General features: G+C 37.8%; 14 protein-coding genes. 6 read left to right on the top strand and 8 right to left on the bottom strand.

Annotated features, from left to right (window positions below):
- The 3 genes from NYR30_RS04710 to NYR30_RS04700 form a co-directional block, all read right to left on the bottom strand.
- Positions 1 to 654 carry an IS1595 family transposase gene (locus NYR30_RS04710; protein WP_115241497.1) on the bottom strand — a complete coding sequence of 218 codons (654 nt, stop codon included), beginning with the start codon at positions 652 to 654 and terminating at the stop codon, positions 1 to 3.
- A gap of 120 nt (positions 655 to 774) precedes the next feature.
- Positions 775 to 1,527, bottom strand: a complete 753-nt coding sequence (locus NYR30_RS04705) for an esterase family protein (RefSeq protein WP_302502134.1) — start codon at positions 1,525 to 1,527, stop codon at positions 775 to 777.
- 12 nt (positions 1,528 to 1,539) lie between these two features.
- Positions 1,540 to 2,718: an ATP-grasp domain-containing protein gene (locus NYR30_RS04700; RefSeq protein ID WP_302502132.1), complete on the bottom strand. Its 1,179-nt coding sequence runs from the start codon at positions 2,716 to 2,718 to the stop codon at positions 1,540 to 1,542.
- 180 nt (positions 2,719 to 2,898) lie between these two features.
- Here NYR30_RS04700 and ettA point away from each other — a divergent pair, with 180 nt between their 5' ends.
- From ettA to NYR30_RS04670, 6 genes are all read left to right on the top strand, one after another.
- Positions 2,899 to 4,569 carry an energy-dependent translational throttle protein EttA gene (gene ettA / locus NYR30_RS04695; RefSeq protein ID WP_302502130.1) on the top strand — a complete coding sequence of 557 codons (1,671 nt, stop codon included), beginning with the start codon at positions 2,899 to 2,901 and terminating at the stop codon, positions 4,567 to 4,569.
- 140 nt (positions 4,570 to 4,709) lie between these two features.
- The gene (ribH, locus tag NYR30_RS04690) at positions 4,710 to 5,180 is read left to right on the top strand and encodes a 6,7-dimethyl-8-ribityllumazine synthase (protein WP_065233507.1); all 471 of its coding nucleotides are present in this window, start codon (positions 4,710 to 4,712) and stop codon (positions 5,178 to 5,180) included.
- Positions 5,180 to 5,608, top strand: a complete 429-nt coding sequence (gene nusB, locus NYR30_RS04685) for a transcription antitermination factor NusB (RefSeq protein WP_302502127.1) — start codon at positions 5,180 to 5,182, stop codon at positions 5,606 to 5,608. Before ribH ends, nusB begins: the two co-directional genes overlap by 1 nt.
- A gap of 60 nt (positions 5,609 to 5,668) precedes the next feature.
- The gene (gene thiL, locus NYR30_RS04680) at positions 5,669 to 6,649 is read left to right on the top strand and encodes a thiamine-phosphate kinase (RefSeq protein ID WP_302502125.1); all 981 of its coding nucleotides are present in this window, start codon (positions 5,669 to 5,671) and stop codon (positions 6,647 to 6,649) included.
- Positions 6,621 to 7,130: a phosphatidylglycerophosphatase A family protein gene (locus NYR30_RS04675; RefSeq protein ID WP_066111849.1), complete on the top strand. Its 510-nt coding sequence runs from the start codon at positions 6,621 to 6,623 to the stop codon at positions 7,128 to 7,130. Before thiL ends, NYR30_RS04675 begins: the two co-directional genes overlap by 29 nt.
- A 15-nt stretch (positions 7,131 to 7,145) precedes the next feature.
- Positions 7,146 to 7,778, top strand: coding sequence for a LysE family transporter (locus NYR30_RS04670; RefSeq protein WP_197495468.1), 633 nt, complete (start codon positions 7,146 to 7,148; stop codon positions 7,776 to 7,778).
- On the opposite strand, the gene matP is transcribed toward NYR30_RS04670, so the two are convergent.
- From matP to pepT, 5 genes are all read right to left on the bottom strand, one after another.
- Entirely contained in the window at positions 7,770 to 8,216 is a 447-nt protein-coding gene (gene matP, locus NYR30_RS04665) for a macrodomain Ter protein MatP (RefSeq protein WP_066111847.1), read from the bottom strand. The genes NYR30_RS04670 and matP overlap by 9 nt on opposite strands.
- A 139-nt stretch (positions 8,217 to 8,355) precedes the next feature.
- Complete coding sequence (locus NYR30_RS04660; RefSeq protein ID WP_066109169.1) at positions 8,356 to 9,111, bottom strand: YdcF family protein; 756 nt, start codon at positions 9,109 to 9,111, stop codon at positions 8,356 to 8,358.
- 1 nt (position 9,112) lies between these two features.
- Entirely contained in the window at positions 9,113 to 9,268 is a 156-nt protein-coding gene (locus tag NYR30_RS04655) for a YoaH family protein (protein WP_082966174.1), read from the bottom strand.
- 15 nt (positions 9,269 to 9,283) lie between these two features.
- Positions 9,284 to 10,372 (bottom strand): protease SohB, encoded by a 1,089-nt coding sequence (sohB, locus tag NYR30_RS04650; RefSeq protein WP_066111845.1) that lies wholly within the window; start codon positions 10,370 to 10,372, stop codon positions 9,284 to 9,286.
- 476 nt (positions 10,373 to 10,848) lie between these two features.
- A complete protein-coding gene (gene pepT / locus NYR30_RS04645; RefSeq protein WP_066114328.1) occupies positions 10,849 to 12,090 on the bottom strand; it encodes a peptidase T in 1,242 nt (413 codons plus the stop codon).
- Between the last annotated feature and the right edge of the window lie 56 nt (positions 12,091 to 12,146).

Here is a 12,146-nt window from a genome sequence, read left to right as displayed (position 1 = left end):
TTAAATCTGACACCATTTCCGCAGGATTTTGAGCTGTTGAGATGGTGTCCCATAATTGAAACGAAACTCACATTCTTTCAAAAAAAGAGGGAAAGATTTTCGATCAATTCCATTATACTTTCTTAGCACACGCTTTGCTTGATTCCAAAAATTCTCTATCCCATTAATGTGATTTCGCCGCTCAGCAAAATGAGTACTGTGGTTAATTCTATAATGCGTAAACTCACTAACATCTAGCACATCATAGCTATGATAACAATCTGTATAAACAATGCTATCTGGTTGTATTTTCTTTTTAATAACAGTAAGTAAGGTATCAGTCTTAGTGTTTTGTACAGTTACTGTGTAAACTTTTCCATGGCGTTTAAGCATGCCAAACACCACCATTTTACCAGCTGCACCCCGACCTCTTTTCCCTTTTCGCACACCACCAAAATAGCTTTCATCTAACTCTACTTCGCCATCGAAAAGTTCATGTGCTTGTAGTGCTAAATGATGGCTGATAACGAGACGAATTTTTCGATAAAACAAGATGGCAGTATTGGCTTGAATGCCAAGCAAATCTGCTGCTGATCGTGCTGTTACTTCTAATACAAAAAATTCAAGCAGTTTTCTTTGTATAGATTTCTTTAGTTTACAATTGGTTATCTTCATTTTTGTAGCTTAGCATAAGTGCTAATCTACTTCAGCCCCCTTATTTTTAAAATTCATTATTTAAAAACAAAAATTAGGGGCTTTCATATAAAGCCCCTCAGTTTATTAAATTTACCCTAATTAAATCATACCTTGTTCAGCCAACTTACCTAAAAAGAACGGCATTTGCACTTTCCACCAAGGCCAATCGTGATCAACATCATGTCCCCAAAAATCGAACCAAGCAGAAATACCTTTACCTTGGAACGCTTCTTGTAAGCGTGCAGTAACGGCAATATGTTGTTCTTCCCATGCGCCTTGTCCCACAGCAACAATATAATGATTTTGACGATAACGTGATAAAAACCACTCATCATATTGTCCCCATAAATAATCAATCGGAGAATTAAAATAGACTGTTTCATCACCGTAAAATTCACCAGTAAAGAAACGTGCGTCATAAACTCCACTCAAGGCAATCGCCGTATCAAACAAATCTGGGTGGCGTAACGCAAAATTGATGGTGTGAAATGCGCCCATACTACAACCAGTCGCTATCATTCCCGCATACCACTCAGATTCATAACGGATTAATGGTACTAATTCATTAACAATATAGCGATCATAAGCATTATGCGCTAAAGCCATATCATGCCCCGATTTATTTGGTGCAAACCAAGATTCTTTATCTAACGAATCTGGTGTATAAAACTTCACTAGGCCAAGATCGATAAAAGAACGACAAGCCTCAATCATACCAAAATCGGCATATTCATTATGGCTACCGCCTGAAGATGGGAAAACAATGATCGGTTTACCAGCGTGTCCATACACATTAAAGTACATTTCACGTCCAAGTTCTCCACTCCAATGACTTCTTCTTTCAAAATGCATTTCCACTTCTCCTTACTGTTTTGCATGTGCAAATTGAATAATTTCACGCATCTGTTCAATTGTTTCAGTACGCGCCAAAATCCCTTCTTCACCCATAATTTTGGCAAAAATACCTGGTACAGTTTGCACACTAATAATGCGATCAGAAAATCTTTCACAAATCGCCTGAATTGAATTCACATAATTTTTGTTGGCTTTACGTGAAATATACACCACATTCCATGGGTGCGTGATATGTGAGTAGAATTTATTTTCTTTAACGATATGAGCATATTCATTAAACACATCAAAATCATTCGCATAATTCCACATATCAATCGTTAAACCACCTGGTGGACGGCAATTAATTTCTAATGGCATTAGTTCGTTAGTTTGTTTTACGCGGAAAAATTCAAAATGGAAAAAGCGTTCGCGGACTTTAAAAGCCTCAACGCATTGTTTGCCTAATTCGACCAACTTAGGAGAAATTTCACGTGGTACGTAATAGAACATATCACCATCTTTAGCAACGGTATCTAACACTGCTTCAGAATATTCAAGGCTAGAATAAAAAACGATATTACCGTTAATATCAGCTAGACCATCAAAAGTGACAATATCGCCATCAATGAATTCTTCCATAATATATTGCACTTCAGGATGTCGATAACTAAAAAACTCTTCTAATTCCTGTGCAGATTTGATTTTATAGGTATCGCTCGCGCCAACACCAGAATCTGGCTTAATAATTACTGGGAAATTTAACTCTTGCGCTAATTGGCGAGCTTCTTCATCACTATGAAAAACACGACCTTGTGCTACTTTTAAACCAGCTGCGCGGAAAATTTCTTTCATTTGTGATTTGGTTTTAATGGCGTGCATATCTTCGTTTTTGTAACCAAAGACATTAAAATCTGTACGCAATTTTGCGTCCAACTCTAGCCAATATTCGTTATGCGATTCAATTCGATCGATACGTCCATATTTATGAGCAAAATAGCCTACGGCACGATACACTTGATCGTAATCTTCCATATTATCAACACGATAATATTCAGTTAAAGCGTTACGCAAGCCTTCGCTAAGCGACTCATAAGGTGCATCCGCTATTCCCAATGTATTAAAACCATTTTCCCGTAACCTGACTGCAAAAGTTTCAAAATTCGTCGGAAAATGAGGCGAAATCATGACAAAATTTAATGGTCTAGACATTAAGTTTCCCTCAAAATAAAAGTTGATGTTGGTGTTGTGCTCAAGATCATCAGATCTGTTGATATTTTGCCATAAATCTAGCAATTTTGTGCAGAAAATATCAGCAGAAAAATAGTCAAAAGCAATAATTTACAGTAGAATATGCGCCTTTTCATCTAACCACAAACAATAGCGAGAACTATGTCAACACAATTTGTTTATACTATGCATCGCGTGAGCAAAGTTGTGCCACCGAAGCGTCAAATTTTAAAAGATATTTCGTTGAGTTTTTTCCCTGGCGCCAAAATCGGGGTTTTAGGTTTAAATGGCGCAGGTAAATCAACCCTTTTACGCATTATGGCTGGCGTAGATAAAGAGTTTGAAGGTGAAGCGCGTCCACAACCAGGCATTAAAATTGGTTATTTACCGCAAGAGCCAAAACTTGAACCACAACAAACTGTTCGCGAAATCATCGAAGAAGCGGTTGGCGAAGTTAAAGCTGCTTTAACACGTTTAGATGAAGTTTATGCTTTATATGCCGATCCTGATGCAGATTTCGATAAACTCGCCGCAGAACAAGCGAAATTAGAAGCAATCATTCAAGCACACGACGGACATAATTTACAAAACCAATTAGAGCGTGCTGCTGATGCTTTACGTTTACCAGATTGGGACAGCAAAATTGAACATCTTTCTGGGGGTGAACGCCGTCGTGTTGCGCTTTGCCATCTATTATTAGAAAAACCAGATATGTTGTTATTAGACGAACCAACCAACCACTTAGATGCTGAATCTGTTGCATGGTTAGAACATTTCTTACATGACTATGAAGGTACTGTCGTAGCAATTACCCACGACCGTTACTTCCTAGATAATGTTGCAGGTTGGATTTTAGAGTTAGACCGCGGTGAAGGTATTCCATGGCAAGGCAACTACTCTTCTTGGTTGGAACAAAAAGAGAAACGCTTAGCACAAGAAGCGGCAACGGAATCAGCACGTCAGAAATCTATCGAGAAAGAGTTGGAATGGGTTCGCCAAAATCCAAAAGGTCGCCAAGCGAAAAGTAAGGCACGTATGGCACGTTTTGAAGAACTTAATTCTAGCGAATATCAAAAACGTAATGAAACCAACGAACTCTTTATTCCACCTGGTCCACGCCTCGGTGATAAAGTTATCGAAGTAGAGAATTTATCTAAATCTTATGGTGATCGTACTTTAATTGATAATCTCTCTTTCACGATTCCAAAAGGGGCAATCGTAGGAATTATCGGTGCTAACGGTGCTGGTAAATCTACACTATTTAGAATGTTGTCAGGTCAAGAGCAACCAGACAGTGGTTCCATTACTTTAGGCGATACTGTTGTACTCTCATCAGTCGAACAGTTCCGCGATAATATGAACAACAGTAAAACAGTATGGGAAGAAGTTTCTGGCGGTCTAGATATTATGAAGATCGGTAACTTTGAAATTCCTAGCCGCGCTTATGTTGGACGTTTCAATTTCAAAGGGGTAGATCAGCAAAAACGTGTTGGTGAATTATCTGGTGGTGAACGCGGTCGTTTACACTTAGCGAAACTATTGCAACGCGGCGGTAACGTTTTACTACTCGATGAACCAACCAATGATCTTGACGTGGAAACTTTACGTGCTTTAGAAAATGCTATTTTAGAATTTCCTGGCTGCGTAATGGTAATCTCGCATGACCGTTGGTTCTTAGACCGTATTGCTACTCACATTCTTGATTATGGTGATGAAGGAAAAGTGACTTTCTACGAAGGTAACTTCACAGATTATGAAGAGTGGAAAAAGAAAACTTTTGGTGCGGAAGCAGTTCAACCAAAACGCATTAAATATAAACGTATCACCAAATAATCTGTATCCATAGAACAATCCTGTCATTTTCACGAATGACAGGATTTTTGCTGATTAGCTTCAGCTAGATTCCTCTCTGATTTTTCGCTTTTTTATGCTAAAATCTGCAACCGTTTTTGTTCATCTATATTGGAGAAAATATGAAAGTTTTAGAAGGTCAAGTTGCTGCACCTAATGCCAAAATTGCAGTAGTGATCGCACGTTTTAACAGTTTTATTAATGATAGTTTATTAGAAGGTGCGCTTGACGCGTTAACCCGTATCGGTCAAGTAAAAGATGAAAATATTACTATCGTTAAAGCGCCGGGTGCTTATGAATTACCATTAGTCGCTCGCCGTTTAGCTTCTAGCAAAAAATTTGATGCTATTGTTGCATTAGGTACCGTAATTCGTGGTGGTACAGCTCATTTTGAATATGTTGCTGGTGAAGCAAGTAGCGGTTTAGGACAAGTTGCTATGCAAGCAGAAATTCCTGTCGCTTTCGGTGTTCTAACTACTGAAAATATTGAACAAGCAATTGAACGTGCTGGTACTAAAGCAGGAAATAAAGGGGCTGAAGCTGCATTAGTAGCTTTAGAAATGGTTAATTTATTAGCACAAATTTCAGAATAATGTATCAACAAGCAAAACCATCAAAACGCCGTCGCGCTCGTGAATGTACTGTTCAAGCCCTCTACTCTTGGTTTGTTTCACAAAATGCACCAGAAAAAGTTGAACTTGATTTTGTCACTGATGAAAAAAATATCAAAGGTGCTGATTTACCTTATTTCCGTAAATTATTCCATGGTACCGTTGATAATTTAGATGTGCTTGAAGAACTTTTCGCACCTTATCTCGATCGTTCAATTGATGAACTTGGAATGATTGAACGCGCAATCTTAGCTTGTGCAACTTATGAATTAAGATTTGTGGATGATGTTCCTTACAAAGTTGTGATCAACGAAGCTATTGAAGTGACTAAAACATTTGGTGCAGAAGATAGCCATAAATATATCAATGGTGTATTAGACAAATTAGCGCCTCAACTCGGACGTAAATAAATTACCAATATTCACCTTATCTCAACAAGATAAGGTGATCTCAACAAAGGATGTGAGAATATGGCTGATAATGGCGAATTCGATATTATTCGACGTTATTTCGCATCATCTAATCGACAACCACGACGTGATGTTTGGCTTTCTATCGGTGATGATTGTGCTATTACTGAAATTAAACCTAATCGTCGTTTAGCCATGACCACTGACACTCTTGTCGAAGGAACCCATTTTTTACCCACAATTTCAGCTACCGATCTGGCTTATAAAGCAGTAGCAGTAAATTTAAGCGATTTAGCAGCAATGGGTGCAGAGCCTGCTTGGATCAGCCTAGCACTAACGATGCCAAAAATTGATCATCAATGGCTAGCTGAATTTAGCCAAAGTTTCTTTGCTATTCTCGATCACTATAATGTCGATTTAATCGGTGGCGATACCACCAAAGGTACCTTATCACTCACTATTACTGCGCATGGCTTAGTAGCAAAAGAGAAAATTTTATGCCGTCATACTGCAAAAGTCGGTGATTGGATTTATGTTTCTGGTACGCTTGGCGATAGCGCTGCTGGTTTAGATCTATTATTAAAACAAGCTCCTATACACAATGAAGCCCGCCAATATCTCTTACAGCGCCATTTACGTCCAACACCTCGTGTGTTGATGGGAATGGAATTAGCCGGCATAGCCAATGCAGCAATCGACCTTTCTGATGGCTTGATTTCTGATTTACAACATATCCTAGATCGTAGCAATTGCGGCGCTGTCGTTGAATTAGATAAATTACCGCTTTCTCCTCAATTACTTAGTGAATATTCATTAGAACAGGCGCAACAGTTTGCGTTAGCAGGTGGCGAAGATTACGAGCTTTGTTTTACCGTATCAGAACAAAATCGCGACAAAATGGAACGGACTTTGCGTTATCTTGGTGTTGCTTATCAATGTATCGGACAAATTCGTGCCAATAAACATTTACAATTTACTCAATTTGCAAAACCAGTAGAGGTAGCAGTTTCTCATGGCTTCGACCACTTCAGCGAAAAATAATCACGACGCACTCAAAAAAATTCATCTTACCAATCCAATCCATTTTTTAGCCGTTGGCTTTGGTTCTGGTTTAATTTCACCTGCACCCGGCACTTGGGGAACATTAGCCGGTTTAATTGTCGGCGCTATATTATTGCAATGGTGTCCATTACCTTATTTCTTACTATTAATTGTGGTTGCTTTTTTGCTTGGCTGTTATTTATGTGCCAAAACCGCCAAAGATATGCAGGTGCATGATCATGGTGCAATTGTGTGGGATGAAATTGTTGCAATTTGGCTAGTGCTCGCGGCATTACCTGAATTATCGCTTATTTGGTACATTGTTGCCTTTGTCCTCTTCAGGTTGTTCGATATTCTGAAACCAATGCCAATTCGTTATTTTGATCGTAAATTACACACTGGTTTCGGCATTATGTTTGACGATCTATTAGCGGCACTTTACGCGATTCTAGTTATTACACTTTGCCATTGGTTTATTTAAAAAGGATTTTCTATGTTGTGGAATATTATGCTTGTTCATCTTTTAGGATTGATGAGTCCAGGCCCTGACTTTTTTTATGTCAGCCGTACTGCTGCCAGTAATTCAAGGCGTAATGCAGTTTGTGCCGTCATTGGGATTACATTAGGCGTTGCTTTTTGGGCAACAGCCGCACTATTAGGCTTAGCAATTGTCTTTGCTACTAGCCAGCTCTGGCATGGGATTGTGGTATTGTTAGGCGGCAGCTATCTCAGTTATATCGGTTACAAAATGTTAAATGTACGTTCGAACATTACGTTCGAACAAGAAAAACAAGAAGCAACAACGGCAGTAAAGCAAAGCTCTACTAAGCAAGAAATTTTAAAAGGACTTTTTGTTAATTTATCAAATGCTAAAGTAGTGATTTATTTTAGTAGCGTGTTATCACTCTATCTGGCCAATGTCAGCGGTATTGAACATATTTTATTAGTGTTAGCTATTATCCTGATTGAAACCTTTTTATATTTCTATGTCATTGCGCTACTGTTTTCACGCCCTGCAGCAAAACGTTTTTATAGTAAATATAGCCGTTGGTTAGACAATGCTGCCGGTGTCGTTTTCATTGCATTCGGGCTATATTTAGTTTATTCAGGTATTAACTATCTACTTTAAAAGATCTTTTAGATTTTTCTTCATCGCTTGAATTTGCGATTCATATAAAACCTTACTCTCTTGCTCATCAATCATATACATAATAGTTTGAGATAAGGTCATTTTCATTTTACGGGAATAGCGAGAAAGGCGGTGCCAAACTGCATAATCAAGGTCAATGGATTTCTTTTTGGTTGTCTGTTTTTCCGCATTAAAAAAACGTTTACGTTTAGCACGAATCGCTTGATCCAATTTAATCACTAAATCAGGCGACATATGATTTTCAATCCACTGCTTTACTTCTTCTGTTTGATGTTCTAATTTTGTGAGTTGTTGAATTTTATCTTCAGCCATACTCTGCTCAAGATAGCGGGTAATGTTGACACCTTCACGTGCTTTACGCGTTAAATAGAGCCACTTCCAGTGAGTTTCTTGGTTGTCGAGTTTCTGATAGCGCATATAACCTCACAAATTAATCATATCAAACCGTAAAACTACAATATTGACGGTATTTTCAGTGACAAGGTAACCCGTCAGATTATAAGCGTTTTTTTACCCTTATACTATTGAATATTTGGCTTTTTCTTACTGGAAAACATTACTCCAGACCAATCAATCTATCACGTAAAATCCCTAACCATTCACGCAACACTAAACCAGATTGATAAAAACTTACTGGCTGAGGAATAAATTTTAATAAACCGCTGCTGGAAGCACGCTGACTCTTCGTTGCTGCAGGTAACACTATAAATCCTTGACGTTCAAAAGCAGCCATTGCACGACGCATATGCCATTCATTCGTCACTAAAATAATTCGGTTAATCTGTTTACCATCATCAGTTTGATCAAACAATTTTCTTAAATAAATCGCATTTTGTTCCGTTGTATTGGATTTATTATCCAACCAAGTTGGCTCAATTTGGAAAAAACGTTGTAATTCACTCCCCATCACCTTAGCTTCATTATCAACACCGCCACTGATTGCAATCGGTAACCCTGTTTTTTGATGCAGATAGACAGCATAACGCATTCGCTCTAATGGCAAAGCTGCGGTAGTCGAATAAGATTCTGGATAATCGCTATAACGCAGACCGCCACCCAACACAACAATTGCTTGTCCTTGCGTATAAACTTGTGGATCTGGACGCTCCAAAGCAATCGAACGAATTAATAAATTTGAGAAAAAAGGCGTACTAATCAAATAACTCAGCACTAAAGACAGCGCCAATATTCCTTTCGCTGTTTTTTGAAAACGCGTAAACAATAAAATAAACGCAACTAACGCTAATAAAATTAAATTAAATGGTGGTAAAATCGCGGCTTCTACCACCTTTTTCAAAATAACTGCAAACATTTTATTTTTTATCCTGTTGCTGTTTTGCTTGTTGGCGTAACTCTTCAGCAACTAAACGAATCGCCTCACCGCTATTAATCCCTTGCTGCATTAATTGCTGGATTTTTTCTACTGCTTGCTGCTGTTGTTCATGAGTTAAATTTAATGTATCTAACATTTTCTATCTCAACCATTAAAAGAAAGTTCTACGATCTTGATATAACACTTTTTCTAACGCACTCGTTGCGCTTTCTTCCGCTTGTTTGCCAAGTTTTTGTACTAATGATTTTTTCACACAATATTTAACTTGCAACACATCCTTTTCAGTAATCGCCTGTAAAATCAAATCATCACTCGTTTTTACTTCATCAATTAAAGCTAAATCTAATGCCTGTTTACCAAACCAATGTTCGCCTGTTGCGACTTTTTCAATCTCAACTTGAGGACGGTGTTCTGCAACAAATTGTTTAAATAATTGATGAGTTTCTTCCAATTCTTGTTGAAATTTTTGTTTACCTTTCTCGGTATTTTCGCCCAATACAGTTACTGTTCTTTTATATTCCCCAGCAGTCATCACATCCACATCCACATCATGTTTCTTCAGTAAACGATGAATATTTGGGACTTGTGCCACTACGCCAATAGAGCCAATAATCGCAAATGGCGCAGCGACAATTTTATTAGCCACACACGCCATCATATAACCGCCGCTCGCTGCCACTTTATCCACTGCAATGGTCAATGGGATCTGTTTGTCGCGTAAACGTTGTAATTGAGATGCTGCAAAACCATAGCCATGAACAACACCGCCAGGGCTTTCTAGGCGTAATAACACTTCATCTTTATCTGGACGAGCTACTGCTAAAATTGCATTGAGTTCTTCACGTAATGCCGCTGCTGCATTAGCTTGAATATCACCATTAAAATCCAGCACAAACAAACAAGGCTTTTGTTCCGCAAACAGGTTTTGTTCAGTTTGACTTTGTTCTGTTTTCTCTGCTTGTTTTGCTTTTTTCTTAGCTGCTTTCACTTCTGCTTTTTCTTGCTTTTTACGTGCTTTTTCTAATTGTTTAACTTGATGTTCATCTAAACGAAATGTTTTCAACAGTTGTTGCTGATCTTCATATTGATGATTTAAATTGGTAATACGCAACTCACCGGTTTTAGTATGATTTTTCTGTTTTAATACAAAAATAACAGCAAAGATAACGGCAACCACCACTACCAAAGTAATAACTTCTAAAATAAACACACTATAATTCATTAATATATCTGACCACATTCCTTTTGCCCCTTTTCTTTAGGTGATGACTGAAAGCGGTCTATGATACTTGATTTTTTAGCTTTGTTCATTATTTCAGAGGGAATCTTCATACTATCTTGTGCTTAATTTATTGACATAGCCAATTTTTAAACTTTAAATCAAATTATTTCTTATTTAAGATTTAGGTTTCGCCCTAAAGGGCGACCTACTTTTCTTTGTATGTCCAAAGAAAAGTAGGCAAAAGAAATACACCCTCGCACTCTTGCTAATCCTCATTCCAATAAGATTTTCCGAGCGGCAAAAAAAGAGATTTTTCTCGCAAGCTCGAAAAATTGACAGCTTTTTTTGCCTGAAAATCTTATTTACATTCGGGCAAGAGTAAGAGGGAACCCAAAAATCTTCTATTTAGGTTATTGACAAAATTTAGGCTTATCAACAAATCTTAAGTTGAATTGGTTATTCACTAATCTTGGCTTTTTACTGTTTCGTTTGTTTTAACGTTGTGCCAATTGCGCTATCTCAATAATCACTTTTGTCGCTTGCTGCATCTCATCTAAGCTCGCCAGCTCATGCTTACTATGGAAATTATAGGCACCAGTAAAGAGATTTGGACAAGCAATACCATTTTCTGACAACCAAGCACCATCAGTACCACCGCGGATAATCTTATGTTTGGCACTGATACCGCATTTCTCCATCGCTAATTCAGCCACTTTAATACTTTGCGGCACTTTTGCTACTGCATTAAACATATTGTGATAGCTATCTTGAATTGTGATATCAATACGATCTGCTAATTTATGTTGTTTAGCAAATTGTTCTACAAGATTGCAGAGGAATGTTTTACGTTGTGCAAAACCTTCATCACTAAAATCGCGAATGAGATATTTCATTTCACAATATTCAATATCACCAGTTAGACTGTCTAAATGAAAGAAACCTTGTCGATCAGCTGTCTTTTCTGGTACCTCTTCTCTCGGTAATAACTGATGCAAGTCACAAGCTAATGCCAAAGCATTCACTAATTTATCTTTCGCATAACCTAAATGTATAGATTGACCTTTAATGGCGATAGTCGCGGTCGCAGCATTAAAATTTTCATATTCCACTTCACCTAAACCGCTGCCATCAATCGTATATGCCCAATCACAAGCAAACTGCTCTAATGGGAAAAATTGCATTCCGGCACCAATTTCTTCATCTGGGGTAAATGCTACACGAATATTCACGCGTGGCAGACGATGACTAATAATTGTTGCTAACGCTGTCATAATTTCCGCAATACCCGCCTTATTATCGGCACCCAATAAAGTAGTACCATCAGTAACAATTAAGGTATGACCAACTAATTTCTGTAAAAAAGGTGATGTGACAGGGCTAATAAACTCTTCACCCAATCCTAGCGCAATATCGCCGCCACGATATTCACTGATCACTTCAGGTTTTACATCTTTTCCTTTAACACCTGGATAAGTATCTAAATGTGCAATTAAACCAATTGTCGTTTGATTATTCGGAATATTAGAGGGTAATAATGCAGTAACAACACCATGGGAATTCATCTCTACTTGCGCTAAACCTAATCCTTTCAATTCATCTCTTAGGTATTCAGCTAATAGCCATTGACCGCGACTGCTTGGTGAATGTTTTACCCCTTCTTTAGATTGGGTATCAAAACTAACATAATTTAAAAAACGATCTAATAAGCCATTTTTCAACGTTTCTTCTGAGTACATCATATTTCCCATTATTTTGCTAAAAAGTTCATATTAAATTCAGGCATAAAATGCTA

It is taken from the genome of Gallibacterium salpingitidis, assembly GCF_030517105.1.
In the GTDB taxonomy this organism is placed as follows: Bacteria; Pseudomonadota; Gammaproteobacteria; order Enterobacterales; family Pasteurellaceae; genus Gallibacterium; species Gallibacterium salpingitidis.
Note: the sequence above shows the minus strand (reverse complement) of the source record. Positions and strands in the feature narration are given on the sequence as shown.